The sequence below is a fragment of the Sphingobacterium suaedae genome (assembly GCF_042684625.1).
Lineage (GTDB): Bacteria > Bacteroidota > Bacteroidia > Sphingobacteriales > Sphingobacteriaceae > Sphingobacterium > Sphingobacterium suaedae.
Map to the genome: position 1 here is coordinate 521441 of NZ_JBHULR010000004.1, position 25752 is coordinate 547192.

The window sequence follows — 25752 nt, forward strand, 5'->3', positions numbered from 1 at the left end:
ATAATTAGGGATAATCGTCCATTCGTGGTTGTTTAACAAATGAAATAATGAACGCGCAGAGTGCGCAAATAATCGCGACGATTACAAAAATGTGTCCCGTATTATGTGTTAAATCGATAATTTTACCAAAAATGGGTTCTCCTGTTGCGGCGAAAACATACGCAGACATATTCATGACGCCTACGCCCGTTCCTACCAGTTTGGTACCCAGGAGATCTGGGCTTAACGTCCAGAAATTCGCTTGCGGGCCGTACACGAAGAATCCTGCAGCAAACATTAACAAGGCTGCCACGAAATGGTTTGGAATAGGAACGAAGTAAATAAGTAATGCGACGGCCGAACTACACAGCATACCCGCCCGTATCGATCGCGCCCGATTCTTTTCAAACAATCCGTCCGAGATATAACCGAACGACACGGCGCCAACAGCCATGCCAATAGGAATCAGCAATGTGAGCCAGAGGTTGCCATTACTGTCTTTATAGTGGTCGCCTAAAAAATGAATTGGAACCCAAAATATCAAGCCATAGCGCGCCATACTTTGAAAACCGATGGCTAGAGAGGCTATCATGAAGTTTTTATTTTTAAAAACGTGTAGATACGCTTTTTTCCAATGCAGTTTGGGTTCAGCTTTGTCCGGTTGCCTCTCTTCTTCAGACAATGACGTATAGCCTTTTCGTGCAGGATGACTGTATGCGAACAAAAGAAACAAAACAAGTGCACCGAGCAGAAAAAGTATGGGATAGCGGAATAAGGTTCGCCAACTTTGTTCTTGTTGGACTAATATGAGGGCCATCAAAAAAGTGAGCACAGAAGAACTTCCTGCAGCCATGGTATAAAAACCAAAAGCTTTGCCGCGCTCTTCGCTGCCCCACCAATTCGCGATTAGTTTACTGCCCGAGCCCCAAGCCATGGATTGGAAATAGCCGTTTAACGTCCACAATAGGAAAACGGAAACGTAAGACTGTGCGAAACTAATGCAAAGGTTACACAGGATGGAAAGAAAACCTCCCGTAATGATCATGATCTTCGGGCTCCACCGATCAGCTAAATTGCCATTGATCAATTGTCCGATGGCATATCCCATTAACATGGCGAAGCTGATCCAACCGATTTGTGTAAACGTAATTTGCAAATCATTGGCCATACCCTTTGCTGCCCAACCAAAATTATGGCGCCCTGTGTAAAAAAATAAGTAGCAAAACATAGTAACCCATAGCATTCGCCACTGATCCTGTCTGAATTTCTTAGTGCTTGACCTCACCATGATTCATTATTATTAATTTTAATGCCAGCGCGAATGGGTTTTTTATGTAATGCGAATGAAAATGCGTCGTTAATTTGTTGCAACGTATATTCCTTTTCAATGAGCCGTGCAAAGGGGTATTTATGTCCATGCGCGATCATAAAATCGACGGCAAAGGAAAAGTCTGTATAATTGTAGTTGTGCAGTCCCTTAATTGTGAGTAGTTTACGAATAACCTGTTCCGCATCGATTTGGGTTTTTCGTTGCTTAAAAACCGCGCCTACAAAAACTGCACATCCATTGATATGCAATTGCTCTATGCCTAATTCCATAGCATCCGGCGAGCCGCTCATGTCAATAAAACGATCAATTTTTGTGGGAAGATCGTTCGATTTAGTCATGCCTTGAATGATGCGGATCGATGCTCCAAATTCCTTTGCGAGTGTCAATCTTTGTTCATCTATGTCTGTTACAACAATATGTGCTGCGCCCAATTCGTTACACATGGCGACAGCGGTCAGCCCCAAAAGGCCCATGCCCGAAATGAGCACATTTTTACCCGTCATATCTCCTGCTAGGCGTATGGCTCCCGCAGCCGTTGCTATAGCACAATTGATCGTCGCTGCGACAGCCAGGGGTATATGTTTGGGAAGAACACGGATATGTGTATGTGCCCGCAAGATGATGTGTGTCGCCAGTCCACCGTGGAATGTGTCGGTTTCGGTTAATTGTCGATGTCCGTATTTGTACAAATCGGTATTCTTCTGTGGTGTCTCTGCGGAATAGCTGCCGGTCGTTGGATCGCTGGCGAAAACAGTCCATGTGATGGTATCGCCGAGGTTGATAGGAACGCCTGCTCCGTCGAGTCCCGTGTGTGATGCTTCGATTTCTTCCACAATTCCCACGATTTCATGACCTAGGATCGTCGGACAAGGCTCTTGTCTTAAGCCAGCATAGGTATGTAAATCACTACCGCATAATGTCGCGTACGTGATCTTTACCAATAGTTCACCATGCATTAACATGGGGATGCTCTCCGAATGCTCGGTTAGTGGGGCATGCGGTTTATTAAAGATGTAGTAGGTGCCTGTCCGTTTTTCCATTGTTATAAATATACAAATGTTTTACAATACTAAACAAAAGTTTAGTATTGTAGCTTGTTTCCGTATTAAGTAATTGTTATATTTCTTTACTTTCGTCGGATAGCCGCATTTCCGGACAAGATCGCCCGGAAGAAGGATTAAAACAAAGATTATTTTTAGTATTTTTAACGAACTAACAACTATGGAAAATAACACGATATTCAAGATTAGCGCGAAAATCAAAGAGATTCGCAAGGAAAAGGGTATAACTATTCAAGAATTAGCCGATAAAGCGGGGGTCAGCAAAGGTCTCATTTCGCAGATCGAGAACAACCGTACGGTACCTTCTCTCCTTGTACTGATCAATATCGTGAGTGCTTTAGAGGTAGATCTAAATGAATTTTTTCAAGATTTCAAATCGAACGAAGAAGCGGGACCTATTATTGTGCGTAAAAAGAGCGATTACGAGGCTTTTGAGAAAGAACAAGCTATCGGCTTTTTATATAAGCGCATCATTGCGACGTCCATGGACAGTTCTACATTAGACATCGTGCTTCTGGAGCTTGCGGTAGACTCCGTAAGGCCTATGGTAGAGACGGAGGCCTTTGAATACAAATACATTGTATCCGGAAAAGTGCAGTATGTGTTTTCAGACAGCACTGTTGAATTAGAAGCTGGGGATTCTATCTTCTTTGATGGTCGAATCGCACATACTCCGAAAAATGTAGGAACGGAACCCGCTGTGATGCTGATTGTCTATTTTTTTGATGCCAAGTAGATGTATGGTTACTTCTCAATCCGAAGGTCATATTTGTCCAATAACCCATATAAGCCCGCGGCCGAAAATCGGGCTTTTCGAAGACGGTTATTTTCTGGATCGATACTATAGTTAAATGCTGTCCGAAGATCGGCCTTTTCCAAAATAGTCTGACGAAATAGGGTACGCTCTAGATTACAATGATCGAAGACGCATTCCGTGAGGTCACTCTCGGTGAAGTCGGCTTCATGCAATTGCCCTTGATTGAAATGTGTGCGTTTGAGTTTCATGCGGGCAAACGATGTATGCTGTAAAAGACAATTGTCGAAGTTGCACGCAAAACCGAAGGCGTCACATTGGTTAAACGACAGCCCCATTAATTTGCAATGGACGAACTGTACATCTTGGAAAGATGTATGGGATAATTGAGCCAAACTCAGATCACAATGACGGAATACGCTGTCTATAAATTTGCAACCGGATAAATCGGCTTGACTTAAGTTACATGATTCGAACTGGCATCCGTCGAACTCTCCGCCTGCAAGTTTATGCTGTGAAAAATCTACTTTCCGGAATTTTTGATCTTGATAATACATGGACGATATGTTTTTTATTGGAATGCATAAGCGTCTATGCATTGTTATTAACGATTACATGTTTTGACGCTCGAAATTAAGCAATTCATGTCGAAGAAAGAGGAATTGATGGAAAATAGTCTAGAGCAGCCAAAGCCAGTTTTATCTTGGCTTTGGTCTGATGCTATCGTCGTTCTAGGCAGGTCACCGTTCCTGAAAAATCGGCCACATAAATACGATCATTGTCAATAAATGGATCTGCGAAAATTGGCGCTCCGATTTTGACTTTTTGTTGGAGGTTACCGTCCATATCCAAGATGTAAAAATAGCCATCCGATGCACCGAAATAGAGATTTCCTTCCGATTCAATTACGTTTGATTCTACGGTGGCCACGATTTGCCGCTGATCAGGTGTACTATAAGGAGCGGTATAAACGAGAGCTTCACCTGTTTGAAATTGCCACTTTTCGGTCAGCGTGGCCCGATCGAAAGCTTTTATTCCTGCCGTAGAAGTTGGCATGATGAGTAAGTTCTCGGTAATCAAAGGAGAGGCCATTACTTTAAAATCGTCCGTCGTAGTGCGTTGGAAAAGCGTTTTTCCTGTTCTTGGATCCAGCTTGAATAATCCGTTCAGGCCGGTGGTATATAGCGTGTCGCGGTGAACAGTAACCCCGCCACTACGGAAACGAAGCCCATCGTCGTTCCTTTTCCATCGAAATTGTCCTGTTTCTCTATCGTAGGCAAACAGTGCGTTCCAATTTATGCCCGTATACAACATCTTATCCGTGACTTCGAAAGCGGCAGGTGTAGCTTCTCCACCGACTTTCTCAGTCGCTCTCCATCGTGTTTCTCCCGTAAAGATATCGAAGGCAGATAGCCGATCGCCTAGTCCCGTGTAATAGGTGTGATCGAGTAGGGCAGGACCTGATACAAAGGTTGGTATCCTGGATGTCTCTGTTAATGCTTTTGTCCATTTTATATCGCCGTCTCTGCCGTTTAGCGCATATACGCGACCGGCCACATCTGTCGCTAACAAGATTCCATCGACGTAATGTAGCGTGTGTTTAATGGAATTGGTGGTCGGAGCTTTCCACAACTGTTTGCCGTCCTCTTTCGACAGTGCATATAACGCTTGTTGTCTACCTAGCCCATCATCCATTGTCCCTATGAATAACTGATTATCAACGACTAATGGGCGAGTCTTCCAAATATTTCCTCCTAGTGTTTTGCGCCAAATAATTTTCAACGGCGATGCTGCAGGGCCCGAATCGTCTTCAACACGGTGTTTACGAATATCGTATTGTCCGTCGGCATAGGAGATAGTCACGCAAATTTCTTGAACCTGTAGTTCAGGTCTTGCGGGGATCGCTTGTTGCCAATGCCAAGCACCGACTGGAGAAAGTGCTGTGGAGCTTATCCTGTGTCCTCGTTTATCGTAGATGTCTGCCACAACGTTGGTTATTTGCCGTTCGCTGTCATAAGCAATGACGTCGATCGGCAATATATCGGTTCTGTCCATCGGTATTGGGAGAATTTGAATATGGCTCTGTAGGTTCGTGTAAATCGACCTGATATCTTTTACACCATCCTTGTTGATGTCAATAGCGAGAAACTGTCCCGCGGAGTTATCTATTCCACCCTTATTTGGCGCACCGGAGCAGACCACATAAACACCGTTTTGTTTGAAGACATAATTGTTGTGCCAATGCCCGTAAAGCCATGCTTGGAGATTAAATGCTTGAAGGTCGATTTCTTCATGTTCGCCGCGTAGTACAAAATTAACACCGGTAAAAAAGTCGTGGTTGATAAAAATTAAGGGTTTGTCTGGATCTTTTAGTGCGAGGTCTTTTTTTAGCCAACGTATAATTTGATCTGCCGTATAACTGGGTTTATAATCTCCATGTGGCATTGGTGTCACAACGAAATGTGCCGGACCGGCTTCGAAGGAGTAATAGGTCGGGCCAAAAAGATCTTCAAACAACTTCTCTCCGTATTCTCCTTTAACCAAATCGTGATTGCCGACGGTGTAGTAAACAGGCTTACCGATAAGACGCGAATTGACTTGTTGGGCATGGAATCGCATTCCTGTTTCGTAACAAATGTCGCCCGTGTGCATAACAAAAGACACCTGCTGTTTTTTGGCAAAATTGCGTACGTTATCAATCCAGGGGCCGTATAAAGGCGTTTCGGTATCCGTAACTTGAACAAAGCGTAGATAGTCTGGCTGTTGTACTGTGTCTTTCACCAAAGAAAAAGCAGCATTTTTACGTGCTTCTTCTAGTGGTATGTAGTGTTTTTGCGAGTTCTTATACCCGCTTGGGGTCGTGACGAAAAGAAAACGGGCTGCGGGGTGCGGCGTCAAACGATAATCTCCGTTTTTCCGCGTTTTGACGATCTGATATCCGTCAGATACGCGGATGTTTTCCACTCCTTCTTCGTCAGGATCGAACAGGCTGTTTTGGTTTAAATCTTCGAAAACCGATCCGTGGATCTCTTGCGAAAAAGACGAAAGCGCCGAAAAAATAACTAGTAATATGCTGGTAAATCGTTTCATATGTTTAAGAAAGAAGTTAACCGCTGACCAGCGGTTAACTTAAGAGTATCCAATTATTTATTTTGGTTTATGGCCGTATTACCATCCATAAGATTGAACTAGGTTACTGCCATTTAACACCATTTCACTATTTGCGATAGGGTAATAGTAGTGCTTTGGAGCTACAAAGTCTTTCTTATTATCACGGGCGACTGTAAACATAATATGTCCGTTCGTACCGTTCTCAAGATAAAAGCTCGTGTTGTTCCCATTGTCGTCCTTTAAATAGTATAATGTTAAGCCTTTTTTCACATCCTCTGGTAAGGAGGAGATAGGACCTGTTTCAGCAGAGGATGCCAAAATAGCAATATCTACTTTGCCATCACCAGTTACATCCATGGCCCCAAGGCCTTTTACATACATCCCTTGTTGTTGATCCTCTAGCAGAGCTCCACTTTCCCATCGGAATAAATCAGTTTGTCTAAAACCCTCACAAGCGAGCTCAATGCGTCGTTCCCGTCGAATTTCTAAAATGACCCCTGCTTGTTCTCCTGACACGTTTCTAAAATATGATTTTAAAACCGGGTCAATATCGGATTGTACTTGGCTAAGTAGCATTTTAGGCATATTCACGCGTTCGCGCAATAAATTGACCGATCGATCGAGATCTGATTGCGATGTTAACTTACCCAATTCGGCTTTTGCTTCTGCGTAAATGAGAAGGATTTCGGCGTAACGAAAGACAAAGGCATCTGTATATGCTGCTTCCCAGCTGATCATATCGACGACTTCTGGATAGAATTTAATTTGGTTGTACCCGCCCAAAGTCGGTTTTAACCGGTGAGGGGATTCGGCATTGACTGATTGAAAACCGGGTACCATGAATGTCTGTGAGAGACGAGGATCACGGTTTTCAAAAATGGAATGGATATCTTTGGTTTTATAGTTATGTTGTTCCGTAAACCTAGTTCCATCTTTCATCAGGTAGGTTTCCATCAGGGACTGGCTTAACGCCCACTCGTAGTCTAAAACTGTATGTGCATTTCTTCTCACATTCAGGCTTTTGTCGTAATCTAGATACAGGATGGTCTCCGGATTTGCTTGTAAATTCTCGCTGATAAACAACTCCCGATAAGCACGGTCGACACCACCAGTTTTGCTTATACTGAATTCGCCCTTCGTCATGATCTCGTCCGCAGCATTTGCTGCTTTTTCTAAGAAGGAAGCGGCTGTTTGATCCAAACCCAAATAGGTATGGTACTTTCGAAAAGTACCCTCATACAAAGCGAACTGTGCCATTTGCGCTAACGCAGCCCATTTTGTGATGGTGGATTTATGCCCTTTAGGTTGAATGTGTTCAACCGCAAAATCCAGGTCGGCAAAGATGGAGTCAACAATTAAAGTGCGTGGATCTTGTTTTTTGTGTAAGAGCTCTGTATCGAGGGTTTTTAACGAATGACTATACCACGGCACGTCGCCATAAGTTCGTACCTTTTCAATGTAGAATCGCGCACGAAAAAAACGAGCAATACCAGCATAATGATCAATATCCGCTTTGTTTCCCGTCACTCTATTGTAGTTCTCCAAAAAGAAGTTGATATTTCTGAGCTGAGTCCAACTCCATACAGCCGCGTTTTGAGGCGTTATCCCGCCACGCATCATCTGATCGATTGTGCTGCCCGAATTGTGATGTGCAATGTTATCTGATCCTCCGTCGAGAATTGGAGAAGACAGGTAGGAATAGAAACCGTCTGTATAAGTCTTCAGGTCCGAAACGCTATTGAAAAAGCTCTCGGAAGAAATCGATGTGGTGGGAACGCGATCCATGAAATCATCATTGCATCCCAAAAATAAGAAGATAACCGAAAGTAGCGGCAGTCTTTTTAGTAAATCGTTTATATAAGTTTTCATAAGTCCGCGCAGTTAAAAGTTAAAATTCAAACCCATAGAGTACGTGCGTTGGAATGGATAGGCGGTTCTATCGCCAACAATTTCAGGGTCAAGATAATCCATTAGGCGTGTAAATTCCATCAGATTTTCCCCGCTGGCGAACAGTCTTATGCGCTCGATTCCCCAGCGATCCGTGAGCGAATTTGGTAGACTATATCCGATTGTTATATTTTTAACACGTAAATAACCTGCATTTTGGAGATACTTAGTTTGAGCAGCTGCAAGTTCGACTCCTCCTTGTTCCGCCACGTACGATTTTGGACGGGGTAAGTATGCGTTTGGATTTTCTGTCGTCCAATGGTCCAGATTGAATTGTGTTAAACTTGCCCAGGGTTGCGCGTAAATACCCCAAAAGTAATGATCACCACCACCGGGGTAATAATGGCGTTTCCCTACACCTTGAAGGAACACACGAAAATCAAGACCATTCCACGAGGAACTTAAGTCCAGTCCGAAGTTGTAACGCTGTCTGCTGTTTCCAATAATTTTATAATCTCCGGGGTTAGCCAAAGTCCAGTCACCTCGATCTACTTTTCCATCTCCGTTTAGATCGGCAAATTTTAAGTCGCCAGGCTCAAGCGACCGTGTCCCGGGATATGAAGTAACTGCCGTTTGGTCAGCATGATTTTTAATTTCATCGGCGGATTGGAAAAAACCTAAGGTCGTTAATCCCCAAATGTCCCCAATTTCACTACCCACGTAGTAGTCGTTGAGATTGTTTTTGGGGTTATCGAATTTTTCTATAAATGCGCGGCTATCGGATAGATTGAACCGGACGGAAAATTGTCCTGATTTTTCGGCGATCTGATAGGTATCGTGGTATCCAATGGTCAGTTCCCACCCACGTGTTTTTAAGTCTGCAGCATTCTCCAAAGGTACGCTAGTACCTAATGTGATGGGAAGCGTTTGTCCTGCTGTTAACATATTACGTGTGTATCGCCAATAAACATCTCCGCTAATGGATACTTTGTTCGCGAGAAGACCGAGATCGAGTCCAACGTTGGTGGATGTGATTGTTTCCCATGTTAATGAATGAGAGACTAATCCGGGGCTAAACACCGTGGGAGGACGTTTTCCGTCTAATACTATTCCCGTCCCTTTGTTCATTGTTGCAATGTAAGGGTAGTAATTGTCTCGAAGATCCTGATTTGCCAATGATCCATATGAAGCCCGTATTTTAGCATTGCTAACTATTGGCTGCATCGATTGAAAGAAATTTTCATTCGATACGACCCATGCTCCCGAAACTGATGGATTGAAGGCGAAGCGATCTTCTTTGGGAAAGCGGGACGTCCCATCATACCTCAAATTGGACTCCAAAATATACTTGTCTTTAAAAATGTAGTTTAGCCTCGCGAATGCACCCCGTACGGCCCAATCGTAGTTATTGGCACCCACGGATGGTGTTTCGCCGGTGGCCAGCTGAATGGTTGGTAAGGTGTTGGAAATCAGCATGTCTCGAGTGGTATTAAAACCTTCATAAATACGTTCTTCTTGGTTAAATCCCAGCATCACCGAGAGGTGATGGTTGTTTATGGTCTTTTGGAACTGAGAATAAACGTTGTAGACGTTGTAGCGCGTCTCGCCGCTACTATTAGATGCGAAGGAATTAAAACTTTGTCTGTTTGTCACTCCTGGGCCAGTACTATATTCTAATGGAAAATCAAAACGGTGACCCGTTTCGGCAATCCGGCGAAAGGTTGCATCGGCGTTTAATGTCCATAGATCTTTGATTAAATCGAGTCGGGTAGCAAAATTAAGTTGCAAATCACCGATTCGACGAATGCTTCGTCCTCCTTCGGCAACGGAACCAATCATGTTTACACCTTCTTGCGTATAACTCCCGTCGGGATTATAGATGGTGTTCAAGCTCGCTTGCCTGTTGACATTGTGCCAATAGAGGTAGCCTTGATCAATAGCAGTAGGCTGGTCATATTTATCATTTGTGTACGAAGTATTTGTGCTCAAATTTAGCCAGTCGGTCAAATCGTAATCGCCTTTTATCCTAAAATTGTATCGGTCATACGTGTCTGGACTGATTCTCAACATTCCATTTTGGCGATAATATTCGCCGGATAGATAATACGAAGCCCGCTCGGTTTTTTGTGAAATACTAAGATTATTTGTATAGGCAGGTTGAGCATCTTTGTACACCTCACGAAACCAATCGGTGGAACCAAGGTAAATGTATTTGTTTGGGTTTTGGGGATCAACAATGACGCGAGGTAAGTTTGGGTTTTCGCTAAGTTGTTTGCCATATTCCAACATTTTTTCATCGTATAAATTGTACCACGGGCTAGACATAATATTTCGATACGTCATAACTTGATAGGGATCGTCGACGATATCCACTGTTCGTGTTATCCCCTTTATGGCCAATAAGGAGTTAGCGGATACTTTAATTTTATCGCTCGTTCCAGATTTCGTTGTCACCAACACGACGCCAAATGCTGCCCTGCTGCCATAGATTGCTGCGGAGGCGGCATCTTTGAGCACGGTGACACTAGCTATATCCATGGGGTTCATGCGGTTTAACTCCTCGTTGGTTGCCGGTACGCCATCAACGACGATCAACGGGCCGCCGCCGGATAGGGAGGTAAAGCCTCGAACATTAATCCCAGGCGCACTATTTGCTCTACCACTTGTTGGCGTGATATTTAGATTTGCCATGGCGCCTTGCAAACCACTACCTACATTTGTAATAGGCCGACTCTCTAGAAATTTTTGATCTATTTGATCAACAGCCCCAGAAAGATTAAGCCGTTTTTGAGTACCATATCCAACCACCACAACCTCATCTAAATGCGATTGTTCGGCCTGCAACGTGATATGGATAACCTGTCGCTGACCAATCTCTATTTGCTCGGGCCGGTATCCCATGTATCGGAAGAGAAGCGTAGCATTATCTGGAACGCGTAGCGTATATTGACCATTCGCGTCAGTTTTCGTGGATATTCCAGGTTGGCCGACGACAGAGACGGTAACCCCGGGCAATAAGGTCGTTGAATCCCGGACTGTCCCTGTGACCTCCCGGTCAGTTTGAGATTTTTCTGTAATGAGGATGGTTCCATCGAGGATCTGGAAGGTTAAGTTTTGTCCTTTTAGAGCCTTGGTCAACGCATGGTCTACTTGGCTATTGTTGAACGTCACATTTACTGGCCGCATCAGCGCAAGAAGTTGCTGGTCATAAAAAAAACGGAGTTTGGTCTGTTTTGCTATTTCTTCAAGAACCTGTTCCAATTTTGCATTTTTCATGTGCAGATTGACGGTTTGTGCGGTTCCGGAAGCGTGTGCGCCGAACGTGAAACCCAATAGCAATAAAATAGTAAATTTCATGATGCAGAGGATTTTAAAGACGGGAAGGTAGACATGCCCCTGATATTTCTTCCGTCTTAAAAATGGAGAAAAAAAATTCATAACTTTGAATTGTTTTGAGGTAAAAATTTCAATGAATAGTCAGTTGGAAAAGTAAGCCTTATACAAACAGGGGATGCGCCAACATCCCCTTTATTTTTTGTCGACTTATTGCTGTTGTCTCAGTTTATTTCATATGGGTTCAGTTTTATTGGGTTAAGAACTTGTTTAGGATACATATATTTTCCTGCCTTGGATCGAGAACGACCTTCCGGTGACAATTTCTAGTATATTAAGCACGCTTGAAAGCTTCGCCTGCCGGCTGATCGATCCCTTGTACGTGGATAGGTTTTGTATGTTAGCCGTATTTGCAAAATCTACATCGTACCACCTGCTGATTTGTTCTATGATTTCAGGCAGATTTGTCCCGTCGAAATAAAACTCACCGCGCTGCCACGCGATGTTTTTCGGAACATTCGTTTCCTTGACGGCTATCCGATCTCCGATGACACGCGCTTCCTGCCCCGGCAGAAGGATATCTTGACGAATTCCTTTACGAACTTTTACACTTCCTTCTACCAGAGTCGTAGAAACCTGATCATGATAGGATGCCACGTTGAAGCTGGTCCCGAGTACCTCTATTGTCGTGCCGTTGGTCGTAATACGGAAAGGCCTATTGGTGTCCTTTGCCACCTCGAAATATGCCTCTCCATGTAATGTAACCGTTCTATGATCGGACGTAAATTGTTCCGGATAGGAAAATTGTGTGGAAGCGTTTAACCAGACTTTTGTGCCATCTTCAAGGACAAGTTGATAGGTGCCTGCTTTGGGTACATCAACTAGGACATTACCCTGTACTTCATTTGTGGTTTGGGGCACATGTTTGTAAAACATTGAATCTCTACGGACGTACGTTTTGCCATCCGCATAGGTAAGCTTTGCATAGTGGCTTCCAGGGAGAATGTCATTTTTGTACTTTGCTAAATCTGAAGGAACTTCTGCGGCCAATTCGCGTTTGATTTCGATTGATGTCTGCCGATGCGTATACATCCAAAAGGACAAGGCGCAGATAGCGAGCACACTCGCTGCGATAAGCCATCGGCGAATTTTAAACATAGGCGAGGTTGGTTGCTCCGATATCTCGAATAGTTCGTATTCCAGACGGGCGTGTAGAAGTCTGGTAAGTGCTTCTTCCTCTTGATGTGTTAATGTTTCGGGATCGGTTTCCCCAAGTGAATAAAACCACCGTAAGACCTGTTGCTCCTCCGCGGGCGTACAGTTACCGTTGACATATCGTTGGAGTAATTTCCTCGCTTGGTCGGATGGTTCTTGTTCCTTCATACAGCTTATATAATCTGGCGAAAGACATAGAAGTACCGAAAAAAGTGATTTTTTTTTAGAGAAGCCGGTTTATTACTTGAATATTATCTTCAACTTGTTGATAGCGAGCGAAATATTGTTTTTTACTGTTTGTTCAGAAAGTGCCAGTTTAACCGCTATTTCTTTATTGGACATGGCATCTTGACGACTCATCCTAAAAATATTTTTCATGGTTTTTGGCATTTTATCCACTTCCGTATTGATGAGTTCGCGGAGCTCTTTAGCCAGTAACGTGTCTTCAAAACTCTCCGCCAAGGGCTGCAATCCATCTGGGGCAAGGAGTGAGGACGCATATACAATGTCCTTTTGTTTTTTTATCATCCAATCGATTACAGCGTAACGTGCCGACTTAAACAAGTAAGGATATAGCGATTCGGTAACGATGAGTTGATGACGACGTTTCCAAAATGAGGCAAAGATGTCTTGTAGGATGTCTTGAGTGTCTTCCTTGCTGCCCGTCCGCTTTAGGATAAATCGATAGAGGATACCCGAATAGCGATCTACCAGTTCAGCAAAAGCCGACCTGTCGTCGTCTCGTATCCGAGCGAACAATTGAACATCGTTTATACCCATCATTACTGCGTCAATCTTTGAGGTGCTTTATAGAAGCTGCATCAAATTTATAATTGTGATATTAAGTTAATATTAATACCTGTAATTTTCCTAAAAATTTTTAACACAAACGATTGCATATGGATGTGCTTAGGCGTTGTAAACCTGAAAGGTTCATTCAGCGCGGGGAGAATTATACAAGAACTAGCTCCTCATGTCCTTTCTTTTTTTAACTTGCAAGGATCATCTCGAAAACATGTCAACGAAAAATGCTTTGCGCAAGAAAAACATAAACGAACCCGAAATGATACGCCATATGAAAGCAGTCCTATTTGGACATGAAGTGGTAGAATTTTTAGGATTCGATAACGAATGTGCGGATTATTTCGGCTGCACATTCTTGTATAAAAATAATGTATTGCTTTATAGAAAGGCGAAAGCGACCCCTAAGAAGGCGGGATATTTCGTTACGTTGTGGAAGCGGGATGCGTTTGGGAAGCCGGTACCCTATCATGAAGTGGATCAGCCTGTCGAATATATCATCGTCGTGGAATGGGATACTAACATAGGCGCCTTTGTCTTTCCGAAGCAAGCCCTTGTAAAGTATCAAGTTTTGTCGACAGCTACCCGGGAAGGGAAACGCGGATTCCGACTATATGCGCCTTGGGATTTTCCCGAGAGCAAGCAGGCACAAGCAACCAAAAAATGGCAATCGGAATATTTTAGAGACATGAGTGTGTGCGGGTGCGCCTCGTTGTTTGTTTCGGTTTGACAAACTTCCTGATTATTTATAAATAAGGTATCAAAATATGGAACTAAAATCGTATGTGACGGATATTCGCGAAACATTGGAGCAACATGCCGATCCTGTGGCGGCAGCAGCGGCGGCACGGTTCTTTAAAAACAAGGAGACCGTACACTTTTATGGGATAAGGGCGGCGGAGGTGCGTAAAATTAGTACATTGTTGTATGAACACATAAAAGGACTACAAAAGCAAGATCACATGCAACTCTGTGAATGGTTAATGCAATCTCGTTTTTTCGAAGAAAAAGCGATCGCTTGTTATTGTTCGGAGAAATTTAGTAAACAATACGAAAGAACAGACTTTAACGTTTTACAGCGATGGGTAAATACATATGTAGACAATTGGGCTATTTGCGACACCTTATGCAATCATCCAATCGGTAATTTTATGATGAAGTATCCAGATTACCTAACGGAATTAAAAAAATGGGCGCAAGCGTCCAATCGATGGGTAAGAAGGGCTGCAGCTGTGTCGTTAATTATTCCAGCAAAGAAGGGGCTTTTTCTCGATGACATCTTTGAAATTGCAGATTCCTTATTGCTCGACAAAGACGATATGGTACAAAAAGGATATGGATGGATGCTAAAAGCGGCCAGCCAAGCTTATCCCGATGCGGTCTTCCACTATGTGTTGTCAAAAAAAAGGAACATGCCACGCACTGCGCTGCGGTACGCCATAGAAAAAATGCCTGCCGATTGGAAAAAGGAGGCCATGCAAAAATAATGTGTCACAAAAGTAATGTGTCATTTATTACGTTGTTCAATATGCTGTTCACCCCATTCGTCCATTTTTGTTAAGATTTCTTCCAATGACCTTCCAAGTTCCGTCAACCGATATTCTACTTTGGGCGGAACTGCCGCATACATGATTCGGTCGACTAAGCCATCTTTCTCCAGTTCTTTGAGTTGGGCGTTCAGCATTTTCTCCGAGATGCCAACCAGCCGTGTTCGTAATGCATGGTATCGCAAGGTATGTTCGTGCAACAAATACAATAAAATGTTGATTTTCCAACGGCCGCCAATCATAGCGAGGATATGACTGATGCCGCAGTGCTGTTTCCAATAGATTTCGTTTACGTAGTTTGTTGAGTTTTCTTTGCGTTGAGCCATACTTACTTTTTCGTTCGTTCCCTACAATAAAGTGCGTTCTTTTATACCTGTAAGGTAATAAATATTTTTGAGCATAATTTTAAAAGAACAGCGAATGAAAAAACTGAAAATGGCCTTACATTGGATTGCTTACATTTACTATGTGTATATTTTTGGGTATGCCTCCTTATTCAAATTGTTTCAAAAAGAATCCATGATGGTAAGTATGTCGTCGCTAGGATTCGATAGAATGTGGACCCTATGGATTGGAGTAGGGGAGTGTATCGGAGTCATCTTTTTGTTGTTGGGTTTTGTATGGCCGCGATGGAAAAACCTGGGCGTCCTTGTGCTTGCGCCGTTCGCTATAGGCGCTTTTACCGCACATATGGCTCATTCAGAGTATGTCCACTACTATAATTCGTTGGCGGTATGCCTACTTTCTGTCTTCCTGTTGGCAACCGACAAAAGGTTTCATCTATCGCTATAGCAATACCCGCCTATGCCACTTCGGTTTGAGCATGGAGACACGTGTCGTTATATCTTTGAATGGTTGATAATGTAATGGATAATAGTTTTGTAATACCTTACTTTGTCATCACTTGGTACGACCTCATACAGCCGTCTTTCAAATCGTAGCAGGCATTGATTTGTCCGTGGAACTGGCACACATCATGTTGAAGCTGCAATTTGACGGGAAGAAAACCATTCGCGCCTACCACAAAGTTGAATCAGTTTGGTCGGAACTGCTGTTACACAACCTGAAAATGCCGAAGCGATGGCTGGAAATGCCCCGTGGAATAGAAGTCCACGACCGGTCTCTATTTTCGGGGTGTAGACGGCGAAAAGGGTGTTTTTCAGTGTTTTTCGATACGCGATATGATCGACTGAGCGGGTACGAAAATGGAGGTTCCAAACGATTTTTAATTTGGAAATGCGAAAATATAGCGTTAGCTTAACGATTCATAATTCAGACCGCTAGAGCATGGCGGCAAGTTATAATTGGTTTTACGAAGATCTCCTTTCGCCCGGAAGGAGATCTTTCTTTTTGCAGCTTGCTTTGCCTCCATCCATTTTTTCGTCGAATGGATCAACTACCGGAACCCTTTTGTCCTACTTTGCGTCCCCAATTGGGTAGCTCCAAATCAAGGTCATCGTGTTTCGTTTGCATCTCCTCTTGTAATTGTTGCCACATACGTTTTATTCGGCGTTGTTGTGTTGGATCACGGTAGAGATTTGTCATTTCCCAAGGATCTTTGCGTAAGTTAAAGAGCTGTACGGTCTGCACGCCATTCACATTGTAGGCAATTAATTTATAACCGTCCCTCGTTTTTAGACTTCTGCTCCAGTGGCCATATATGTTATACATCCTGTCTCTCACCGTTGCGCGGGAATCTTTGATGATCGGGAGTAAGCTGGATGCCTCCACCGAGCTTGGAACCGGGATCTCCAACCAGTCGTAGATGGTTGGTGTAATATCACTGAGGTAAACGAAGGCATTGCTGCTCTGGTTTTTCGGAATGCCCGGTCCCGAGAAAACCATCGGAACCCGGATGCTATGTTCGTATAAATTCTGTTTGCCTAACAGTCCGTGCTGACCCACAGCAAGGCCATTATCTCCCGCGAATATTATTAACGTGTTTTCTCGGAGACCGCTGCTATCAAGCACGGCCAGTATACGTCCTACTTGAGCGTCCATTTCACTGACCATGTCATAATATAATGCTATTTGTTGTTGGATAGCCTCCGGTGTCCTAGGGTGTGGCAGGAGCATTTCGTCTCGGACGCGTAAGTCACCATTATCAAAAGGATGTTGAGGGAGGAAATTGGGAGGTAAGGTCATGTCAGTAGGATGGTGTTTTCCTCGGAATCCAGACGGCGGCGTACGTGGATCATGCGGAGAGGTGAAAGCGACATAGCATAGAAAAGGTTTCTCCTTCGCGGTGGCACTTCCCAAAAACTTTATGGCCGCATCGGCATATAGTTGGGAACTGTAGGTCTCGCTTTTCCACCCGTTGTCTTTTGGATAACGTCCGCCTCCATCGTAATGATATACGAATGGATTAAATTGACCACCATCTCCTTCGAAATGCATGCCGCCAAAAAAAATATGGTCGCCAGCGCTGAAGAAGCGATCGTGCGAATTTTTGTCACTATGCCATTTTCCGGAATGGAACGTGGTATATCCACGAGTCCGCAGTATCTCCGGAAGACCAATAATACTGTCGGGGATTGTGGAACCATCCTGTGGAAGTCGATTAAGGTATCGACCAGTCAACATCATGACGCGACTGGGAATGCATACCGCCCCCTGATGGCCTCCCATGACATGTGCTTGTTTGAAACTAAGCCCTTCCGCGACTAATAGGTCTAGGTTGGGCGTTTGAATTTCTGGATTGCCCCAGGCTCGTATAGTATGGTAACTTTGGTCGTCGCTGTAAATAATCACCACATTTTTTCTTTGTTGAGCACTTACATGATGCACGGTTATTCCAAGAAAAAGGAGCATACCGACAATAAATTTCTGATAGCTTTGCTGAATTCCCATAGGGTTAATGTATTTATCTGAATGGGTACACGAAGATACTTACTTTTTTACGGCTGAACGAAGCCGCACCGGCTTTCCCGGATTATGCACGAATCGCTAAACTGTCACGGCGAAGATCGTCCATGTGAACGATGTATTTGAACGCTTGATGTCAACGACCTCAAGGGTTATAACTGTTTGCGGATCCGTGAGGCCCGGTATATACCAAAGGTTCAAGAAGCCGTTGCAGGAGTCGGGTCACCGGTCCTGGCTCCTTGCCATATTCTACATTGTCAATGCGCAGCACAGGCGTTATATTTTTTGTCGTACTGGTAATAAATGCTTCCTGCGCATCGTACATATCGCCCAGTGTGACGGCTCGCGTCTCCACGTTCATATGACCTCTGGCGACCTCTAATACGTATTTTCTTGTGATGCCGGGGAGTACCTCGTCCTGTGGCGTCAAGAGTGTTCCATTTTGATCAATGAAGAAAATGTTTGCCCGGGGGCATTCTGAAAGAACGCCGTGTTGTGCATAAACTACATCTTCGGCTCCAACTGCTTTCGCCTTTTTCAACGCGTGTATGCCCATAACATAATCGATACTTTTCACGGTACCGAACGGACGGTGATAATCGTACGTAATCAATTTGATCCCCGCTCGTTCTTTTTCTAGGTGCCGTTTTAAAGGGTGCTGTGTAATAACTAAATTGGGCCTGGCGATACTATATCCATCTGGGCTGATTCCGCCGGTCAGCAATAATTTGATCCCTGAATCGGCGATGTTGTTTGCACCCATCAACAACCGGATCTGGCTTTTTAGTTCGTCCCTGGTATAGGGTACAGGCAAATCCATGAGGCAAGCAGAATGATAAAAACGATCCAAATTGTCTTCCCAAAATACAGGATCGTGGTTAACCGTTTTAAAATAATCAAATATACCATACCCGCGGACAATGGAAAGATCATGAATACTCAATGCTGCTTCGTTTTCGTACAGAAGTCGACCATTGATTATTGCTTGTAAAGGTGGCTGCATAATTCGTTTTATTTGGAGAATGCCTGAATTGCTTGGTGTTTTTTCAAAATGGGCAACACTTTTTCTTTGGGGAGTGCTGGTATAGTAGACCGGTATCCCTTAGTTGTTTCGGCCGCAAAGAGGGAGTTGATGACCGCCTCTTCGGTAGCCTCGATGACCGCCATGAAGAGAGGTGACATATAATCGTTTTGCAGAGAAGGAGCTGTCAAAACTGATGAGCCTCCTGTATGTGGAATGCGTAGCAGCGGATGAGTAGAAAAGGCTATAAAATATTCGCCACTTCCGTTAGAAGCGATTCCGCCCGTCCTTCCCAGACCGAGGAAAGCTCGATGCGCCAGTCGCTTTAGATTGCGCGCATCCAATGGAGCATCGGTAGCGATGACAACCATGCAAGAGCCGTCTACATTGTTTAGAAGCTTGTCCCGGAATGAAAATTGCTGGAGTTGCTGTCCTACGGGTGCTCCATTGATTTCTAATACACCGCCGTAGTTGCTTTGGACAAGCACGCCAATGGTGTATCCACCTAATGAAGCAGAGAGTTTACGCGACGCCGTGCCTATACCTCCTTTAAATCCGAAACAAACCGTCCCCGTACCTGCGCCGACGTTTCCTTCACTTACGACCTGGGAATCAGCTTTTCGAATAGCAGCAAGCACGTCTGTTTCTGTGATATGTAGGCCACGGATATCGTTAAGGGTGCCATCGTTGGTTTCTCCTACAATGGCGTTGACCGATTGGATGTTTTCATTTCCAGGCAAGGCAAGTGTGTATTTCACGACGGCCTCTATGGCAGTCCCAACACTCAATGTGTTCGTCAAGATAATAGGCGTCTCTATATTTCCGAGTTCCTCGACTTGCGTATACCCTGCGAGTTTGCCGAATCCGTTGCCGATAAAAATGGCCGCCGGAACCTTCGCTTGGAACAGATTACCATCGTGAGGCAGAATGGCGGTGACGCCTGTATGTACGGAATCCCCTTGTATAAGGGTGGTGTGGCCTACTTTTACGCCTGCGACGTCCGTAATAGCGTTCGAATTTCCGGTCTGCATCACGCCAATGTGTATACCATAGTCACGTGCACGTCCGTTATTTTTTGGCTGCTGAGCCGATAATATCGTCGATTGTAAGCAGAAGATTACTAGAATAGAGGCTTTGATCATAGTCCCAAAGTTAGCGATATTGTCGAATTTGCCACTCTATTTTCTAATGTTCTCCATACCCGACCTGATCTAACTTCCCTCTAAACACCCGGAATTGAATAATGAAATAGAGAACAACCAGCAAGGCCGCGGCAATAAACCAATAGAGTCCTACAGAAAGTCCATACTCGTGTGCTGCCGCGTTGTGAATGGTCAACGAAGGATTGACCGTATTTGTAGAGGGCAGAAGATTGGGGAACATAGAGGCGACGGTTGTCCCGAAGCTACCAAATATAAAAAGAGAAGAACATAAAAAGCCTGTGCCGTCGTTTCGGAACTTCCGGATCTTGAATTGACCCAATAGCCCTGCCGATCCGATAATCGGAAAGATCCACAACCAGTAATGTTCCTGTAGATTCGTAAAAGCAATGGGTTTGACGTAGTGCCATAAACCCGCAGAGATGAGAACCAAAATCAACAATACGAAGTTCAGACGGTAGATGATCATACGTAGTCGGGAATTGATCGTCGAGTTTGTCTTAAAAATAATCCAGTTTGCCCCGTGTATTGTCAACGATACGACAGAAACAAGTCCCAGGACAATGGTAAACCAATCGATGATGCCTTGATGTTGGGCGAGGGGATCAAATGTGGGATTCCACAGGGCAAGGAAGAAGTAATGAGGTTCCTGAGTGGATATGCCGTTTTCTACCATGCCGAGATTGACACCGCGTACAACATTTCCCAATGCGGCTCCAAAAAATAAAGCCAACAACAAGCTAGCCATTCCAAAGGCCTTGTCCCAAAGTTTTTCCCACAACCTATTATGAACTTGTCCCCGAAGTTCTAGCCCGACTGCACGGAAAATGAGTAACCACAAGACCAGCATGAGTGGGAGGTAAAACCCGCTAAATGAAGACGCGTATAATGTTGGAAATGCGAAAAACAACACGCCTCCGGCAGCAATGAGCCACACCTCGTTGGCATCCCAGAAAGGTCCAATCGCATTTGTAATGGCCTTTCGCTCTTCTTCATTTTTTGCGAAGAGCAGATGGATGATGCCTGCTCCAAAATCGTAGCCGTCGAGGATGATATACGTGGCGAGCATGATGACTAGTACAATAAACCAGAATGTTTCCATATGTAATCGTGTTTAGTGGGCAAGAATGGGTTCGGGACCTTTACGGATAATTTTTATAACGAGTAATAAGAACAGTAATCCGAGGAGGATATAAAGACCCACAAATCCGAGGAGGGTAAATAGTGTGTTACCCGAAGAGACCGTGGGAGAGACCCCGTCTACCATACGCAGGAGGTTATACACAAGCCAAGGTTGCCGGCCCAATTCAGCCGTATACCAACCTGCTGTATTCGCAATGTAAGGGAAGGGTATCATAAACATCAGGATCCAAAGGATCCAATGGTTGTCAAATAAACGTTTTCGCCAAAGCAGAAATGCGGATACGGACATAACCGCAATGAAGATCGTTCCTAAACCGGCCATGATATGATAGGCGTAATAAAGGCCGGGGACATTTGTTGGATGTACGTTTTCGGGAAATTCATTGAGGCCTTTAATTTGAGCATCCCAACGTTGATACGTCAAAAAGCTTAAGATATTAGGAACGGCAATTTTATTGTCCAATTTTTTGTTTTCCATATCTGGCTGGCCAATCAACACGATTTCTGCTCCGCCATCTTCCGTATGGAAGATGCCCTCCATTGCTGCAAATGTTGCGGGTTGGTAGTTGACCACATTTTTGGCGGCCAGGTCTCCCGTCGGAAAGGCCACAATTACCGAAGATATTAGTCCGAATACCACACTGCTTCTCAGAAACAGTTTTCCGAAACGGCTGTTGCGGTCGCTCAATACGTAAAAGGCACCTACAGCAGCGACGAAAAAGGAACTGGTAATTAGCGAGCCTGCCTGATTATGCAAGTAAGAGGGCCACAGCCAGGGGTTGTTGAACAAGGCACCAAAGTTGTTGAGTACAAATTTTCCGTTTGCAACAATTTCATACCCCACGGGATGTTGCATCCAGGAATGCGTAGCAATGATTAAGAAACCGCTAGCCCACGATCCTAAAAAAACCATAAACCCAGCCACGAAATGCAGTTTATGTCCAAGGAGCTTTTCGCCGAATAAGAACATACCCAGAAAAGAGGATTCAAGAAAAAACGAAAACATACCTTCCATAGCGAGTGTTTGCCCGATGATTCCGCCCGTCAACTCCGAAAACTTAGCCCAATTGGTGCCAAATTGAAACTCCATCGGGATTCCTGTGACAACACCCATGGCAAAGTTTAATGCAAAAATCTTCATCCAAAATTTGGCAGCGTGATTATAATCTGCGTTACCAGACCGCAAAAATATCCATTTAAAATAAACGATCATCAACGAAAGCCCCATTGTCAATTGTGGGAAAAGGTAATGGAACGTGATCGTAAAGGCAAATTGTAGCCTATTGTAAAGAATCATGTCTTCCATAGAAGAAAAGGTTAAATTATACGTTTGAGTACACCAAAAAGCCGCTGAAGGAGAATATTGGTGGCATATAAATATATCTAATATTTTACGATCCGTCCATGGTAATCTTAAATTAGGTTCATTCTAAATTAGCGTGAAAGCAATAGCACGTTCTTGGATATGATCTCAAATTCGTACCCGTGTTTATAGTGTTTTGGAACAATAAACACGGGCCGTTCAGGGTATATACGGATATTGTATTTTTCTTCAACTCCTTTATCAGAACTTCGTTATCTTCAAAAGGAGGATATATGAATAAGCAAGTAATATATGTATTGGGATTAGCAGGATGGTTGTGGTTATTGGGAGGATGTCGGGAAGGAACCAAAAATGACGATTTGCCCGAATCCGCCGCACCTACGGTACAGGATGATCAGACTACAGATTCCACATCAAACGCACGTCCTGATAGTGTGAACCAAGAAAATCAGGCTTTGCCGCGAAAAAACTAAATAGTTTTTTGGAGATAGCAAAAAGAAAATCGTAGCGATGAAAACTTTTTTAAGCAAACGCGATTATAAGCATATGGAACTATTCGTGCCGGAACGACGGATCAAAATTATAAAAAGTGTCGAAGATCGACATCTTGGAACCTTTACGGAAGAAGTGTTTAAAGAATGCGATGACGATACGGATGTCCTTCTCACGCTGAAGGATATTGAACGACATTATTCGGCCGATCCGAATTTTGAATTGTTGCATGGTATTCGCGAACGGCTTTCCATCAGTTTCCGCGACCTACGTTCGCAGCAGGAAGTTCGTTTTATTGTGCAGGATTAAACGAAGTCCTGCCGATAAGGGGTGAAGGAGTCGATTAGCTCACCTGCTTCTATGCAGGTACACCCGTGTAATCGGCCTGATGGAACTATACACACATCGCCCCGCTCTAAAATCCGTTCTTCTCCATCAATAATGTAACTAAATTTTCCCTTGCTCACGTACGAAGTTTGTACATGTGGATGTTGGTGGAGTTCTCCAACAGAACCGGCTTCAAATCGCACTTTTACCACCATTAACTCGTCGTTATACACCATAACCTTGCGTTGAACACCCTGTCCTAAATCCGTCCATGGAATGTCGTTGTCATTGCCAAATATTGTGTTGTCCATAATCAAGAGCGTAGATGACCGTTAAAAAAAGGATTTGGTCAAAGGTAATAAATATTGTAGGGATTGCTGAAAAATTTGAACGACAACAGGGAAAGTTTACACTCTCCCTGTTTTGTTAATAATGAAACAAGTATGCAATTGGCGTTGGCACTTGGAAAGTATTCACTATTAAACAGGAGCAAACTTAAGAAAAAAAAGCCCTATTTAGCGACGAAGCACGTAATTTTTACATGAAACTGCCTCAAATCTTCACATTTAAAAAAATAGACCTTCTAGACGAGAACCGGGCTTTTGTGGCTCTTCCTAAATTTACAACGAAGAAGAAAAATGTCAAGGATACGTATGTTGGCCAATAAGGTACGACATTTGTGTTCGCTTATTATCCACATATAACTTGGTTGGCACGACGCCAGTTTCAATAGACTTTTTGTAGATAGGAGCATGCCTGCCGTTGGTCATCGTTTCGAAATTCGGTTAATACCATGTAAATCGACGATTGAAAAAGCAGCGAACGCATGATCTTCCATCTTTATGCTGACAAACCGTCAAGCGGCATGTTTACGAAACGTGTTTTTTGAACGATGATCTGTTATAGATTAGTGGGCACAAGGACGGGCAATAAATAAAGATGTGTACGTCAGCCGTGTGCATACGTAAACGAACAACCAGTTGTAAACATTTATGGAATTGTTCCGTTAATCATATATGGCAAGCAACGATCAAAAAAGAAAATGAGTATGTATAAACGCTATTTTTATCAGAAGGTGTGGTGCGTTGTGCTGGCTGGCAGCTTGCTCGGCTTGGCGTCCTGTGGCCACACACGAAGGGAACAGAATAAACGCGCCAATGGGGGAGTGGATTCTTTGGTCCATGAAATCGAATATGGGTTACAGATTGTTCCACAGTCACCGTTAGCTACACCATCGCAAAATAAGTTTGCGAAAGTCTTGGGCTGGAAATCGACGCAATCTCCCACCGCTGCTAAGGGATTTAAGGTTGTCCGCTTTGCCGATAGCCTCAATAGCCCGCGTAATATTTACGTAGCTCCAAATGGCGATGTATTTGTCGCACAATCCAGAACAGAGAAAAAGGGAGAAAAAGAAGAAAAAGTCGACGCTAGAAACACCTTTCGCAGCGAAAGCATCAATAACATCCTCCGGTTTAGCGATGAAAATGGCGACGGTATCGCGGAAAAGAAAGAAGTTGTGATCGAGGATTTGGAGCAGCCATATGGTATGCTTATTCATAAGGACTGGTTTTATGTAGCAAATACGAATGCACTGTTGCGGTATCGATATCGGGATGGAAAGCCGTCGGGAGAAGCAGAAAAGTTGATTGATTTGCCGGCAGGCGGATATAATAATCATTGGACACGCAATATTATGCTGAATGCTGATAGCACCAAAATTTTCGTTTCAGTTGGCTCAGGGAGTAATGTTGGTGAAAACGGTATGGAGCATGAAAGGCGTCGCGCTAATATACTGGAGGTCAGTTTGGATGGCACGGAAGAGCGCGTGTTCGCTTCTGGCATACGTAATCCTGTTGGCATGGCTATCGAACCCAATACGTTGTCGTTGTGGACAGCGGTCAATGAGCGCGACGAGCTGGGCGATGAGCTTGTTCCTGACTATATCACGTCGGTTAAAGAGAACGGATTTTATGGTTGGCCGTATGCTTACTGGGGGCATTTTCCGGATCCGCGTTGGAAAAATAGGTTGCCACAAACGTTGGTGGAACAATCTATAACGCCTGACTACGCGGTGGGCGCGCATACGGCATCATTAGGACTTGCCTTTAATGGTGCGCCTGGCTTTCCCGAGGGGGCTTACGTGGGGCAGCATGGATCGTGGAATAGATCTACTTTTTCGGGATATAAGGTTGTTTTTGTACCTTTTGAAAAGGGGCGTCCGGTTGGAGAGCCGCAGGATTTTTTGACAGGATTCATTGCAGATGAACGGGTTAGTACGGTGTACGGGCGGCCTGTAGCGGTCGCCTTCACCAAAACCTATATGTTGGTTACGGACGATGCCGCCAATGTTATTTGGACGGTAAAGGTGGAAGATTATAAGGAGCGGTAGGGTGAATCATGGT

Annotated in this window: 22 protein-coding genes; 7 read left to right on the plus strand and 15 right to left on the minus strand. The window is 44.1% G+C overall.

Annotated elements, in window-relative coordinates:
• Positions 1-4: 4 nt before the first annotated feature.
• Together ACFSR5_RS11730 and ACFSR5_RS11735 are read right to left on the minus strand one after the other, a co-directional pair.
• On the minus strand, positions 5-1267 hold the full coding sequence (locus ACFSR5_RS11730) for an MFS transporter (protein ID WP_380903945.1): 1263 nt from the start codon (positions 1265-1267) through the stop codon (positions 5-7).
• Positions 1261-2349: a zinc-binding dehydrogenase gene (locus tag ACFSR5_RS11735; RefSeq protein WP_380903947.1), complete on the minus strand. Its 1089-nt coding sequence runs from the start codon at positions 2347-2349 to the stop codon at positions 1261-1263. Before ACFSR5_RS11735 ends, ACFSR5_RS11730 begins: the two co-directional genes overlap by 7 nt.
• A gap of 181 nt (positions 2350-2530) precedes the next feature.
• On the opposite strand from ACFSR5_RS11735, the gene ACFSR5_RS11740 reads away from it, so the two are divergent.
• Entirely contained in the window at positions 2531-3106 is a 576-nt protein-coding gene (locus ACFSR5_RS11740; RefSeq protein ID WP_380903949.1) for a helix-turn-helix domain-containing protein, read from the plus strand.
• 8 nt (positions 3107-3114) lie between these two features.
• Here the strand turns inward: ACFSR5_RS11740 and ACFSR5_RS11745 are convergent, their stop codons facing one another.
• From ACFSR5_RS11745 to ACFSR5_RS11770, 6 genes are all read right to left on the minus strand, one after another.
• On the minus strand, positions 3115-3681 hold the full coding sequence (locus tag ACFSR5_RS11745) for a pentapeptide repeat-containing protein (RefSeq protein ID WP_380903951.1): 567 nt from the start codon (positions 3679-3681) through the stop codon (positions 3115-3117).
• 163 nt (positions 3682-3844) lie between these two features.
• Positions 3845-6214, minus strand: coding sequence for an outer membrane protein assembly factor BamB family protein (locus ACFSR5_RS11750; RefSeq protein WP_380903953.1), 2370 nt, complete (start codon positions 6212-6214; stop codon positions 3845-3847).
• A gap of 78 nt (positions 6215-6292) precedes the next feature.
• Positions 6293-8104, minus strand: a complete 1812-nt coding sequence (locus tag ACFSR5_RS11755) for a RagB/SusD family nutrient uptake outer membrane protein (protein WP_380903955.1) — start codon at positions 8102-8104, stop codon at positions 6293-6295.
• 12 nt (positions 8105-8116) lie between these two features.
• Complete coding sequence (locus ACFSR5_RS11760; RefSeq protein WP_380903957.1) at positions 8117-11479, minus strand: TonB-dependent receptor; 3363 nt, start codon at positions 11477-11479, stop codon at positions 8117-8119.
• A gap of 246 nt (positions 11480-11725) precedes the next feature.
• A complete protein-coding gene (locus tag ACFSR5_RS11765) occupies positions 11726-12838 on the minus strand; it encodes a FecR domain-containing protein (RefSeq protein WP_380903959.1) in 1113 nt (370 codons plus the stop codon).
• Between the two features lie 72 nt (positions 12839-12910).
• Entirely contained in the window at positions 12911-13453 is a 543-nt protein-coding gene (locus tag ACFSR5_RS11770) for an RNA polymerase sigma factor (RefSeq protein WP_380903961.1), read from the minus strand.
• Positions 13454-13745: 292 nt separating this feature from the next.
• Here ACFSR5_RS11770 and ACFSR5_RS11775 point away from each other — a divergent pair, with 292 nt between their 5' ends.
• Together ACFSR5_RS11775 and ACFSR5_RS11780 are read left to right on the plus strand one after the other, a co-directional pair.
• Positions 13746-14201, plus strand: a complete 456-nt coding sequence (locus ACFSR5_RS11775) for a MepB family protein (RefSeq protein ID WP_380903963.1) — start codon at positions 13746-13748, stop codon at positions 14199-14201.
• 37 nt (positions 14202-14238) lie between these two features.
• The gene (locus ACFSR5_RS11780; RefSeq protein WP_380903965.1) at positions 14239-14958 is read left to right on the plus strand and encodes a DNA alkylation repair protein; all 720 of its coding nucleotides are present in this window, start codon (positions 14239-14241) and stop codon (positions 14956-14958) included.
• A gap of 20 nt (positions 14959-14978) precedes the next feature.
• Here the strand turns inward: ACFSR5_RS11780 and ACFSR5_RS11785 are convergent, their stop codons facing one another.
• Positions 14979-15344, minus strand: a complete 366-nt coding sequence (locus tag ACFSR5_RS11785) for a winged helix-turn-helix transcriptional regulator (protein ID WP_380903967.1) — start codon at positions 15342-15344, stop codon at positions 14979-14981.
• A 94-nt stretch (positions 15345-15438) separates the two neighbouring features.
• On the opposite strand from ACFSR5_RS11785, the gene ACFSR5_RS11790 reads away from it, so the two are divergent.
• Positions 15439-15810 carry a DoxX family protein gene (locus tag ACFSR5_RS11790; RefSeq protein WP_380903969.1) on the plus strand — a complete coding sequence of 124 codons (372 nt, stop codon included), beginning with the start codon at positions 15439-15441 and terminating at the stop codon, positions 15808-15810.
• A 600-nt stretch (positions 15811-16410) separates the two neighbouring features.
• Here the strand turns inward: ACFSR5_RS11790 and ACFSR5_RS11795 are convergent.
• The 5 genes from ACFSR5_RS11795 to ACFSR5_RS11815 form a co-directional block, all read right to left on the minus strand.
• Positions 16411-17868, minus strand: coding sequence for a sulfatase-like hydrolase/transferase (locus ACFSR5_RS11795; RefSeq protein WP_380903971.1), 1458 nt, complete (start codon positions 17866-17868; stop codon positions 16411-16413).
• Between the two features lie 160 nt (positions 17869-18028).
• The gene (locus tag ACFSR5_RS11800; protein WP_380903973.1) at positions 18029-18886 is read right to left on the minus strand and encodes an aminotransferase class IV; all 858 of its coding nucleotides are present in this window, start codon (positions 18884-18886) and stop codon (positions 18029-18031) included.
• Positions 18887-18894: 8 nt separating this feature from the next.
• On the minus strand, positions 18895-20046 hold the full coding sequence (locus ACFSR5_RS11805) for a DmpA family aminopeptidase (protein WP_380903975.1): 1152 nt from the start codon (positions 20044-20046) through the stop codon (positions 18895-18897).
• A 43-nt stretch (positions 20047-20089) separates the two neighbouring features.
• A complete protein-coding gene (gene cydB / locus ACFSR5_RS11810; RefSeq protein WP_380903977.1) occupies positions 20090-21166 on the minus strand; it encodes a cytochrome d ubiquinol oxidase subunit II in 1077 nt (358 codons plus the stop codon).
• Positions 21167-21178: 12 nt separating this feature from the next.
• The gene (locus ACFSR5_RS11815; RefSeq protein WP_380903979.1) at positions 21179-22513 is read right to left on the minus strand and encodes a cytochrome ubiquinol oxidase subunit I; all 1335 of its coding nucleotides are present in this window, start codon (positions 22511-22513) and stop codon (positions 21179-21181) included.
• A 290-nt stretch (positions 22514-22803) separates the two neighbouring features.
• Between ACFSR5_RS11815 and ACFSR5_RS11820 the strand changes: the two genes are divergently transcribed.
• Together ACFSR5_RS11820 and ACFSR5_RS11825 are read left to right on the plus strand one after the other, a co-directional pair.
• On the plus strand, positions 22804-23004 hold the full coding sequence (locus ACFSR5_RS11820; protein WP_380903981.1) for a hypothetical protein: 201 nt from the start codon (positions 22804-22806) through the stop codon (positions 23002-23004).
• Between the two features lie 37 nt (positions 23005-23041).
• Positions 23042-23332 carry a hypothetical protein gene (locus ACFSR5_RS11825; RefSeq protein ID WP_380903983.1) on the plus strand — a complete coding sequence of 97 codons (291 nt, stop codon included), beginning with the start codon at positions 23042-23044 and terminating at the stop codon, positions 23330-23332.
• Here ACFSR5_RS11825 and ACFSR5_RS11830 read toward each other — a convergent pair.
• Positions 23329-23661, minus strand: coding sequence for a cupin domain-containing protein (locus ACFSR5_RS11830; RefSeq protein ID WP_380903985.1), 333 nt, complete (start codon positions 23659-23661; stop codon positions 23329-23331). The two genes, ACFSR5_RS11825 and ACFSR5_RS11830, sit on opposite strands and share 4 nt — an antisense overlap.
• 731 nt (positions 23662-24392) lie before the next feature.
• On the opposite strand from ACFSR5_RS11830, the gene ACFSR5_RS11835 reads away from it, so the two are divergent.
• A complete protein-coding gene (locus ACFSR5_RS11835) occupies positions 24393-25739 on the plus strand; it encodes a PQQ-dependent sugar dehydrogenase (protein ID WP_380903987.1) in 1347 nt (448 codons plus the stop codon).
• Positions 25740-25752: the final 13 nt, after the last annotated feature.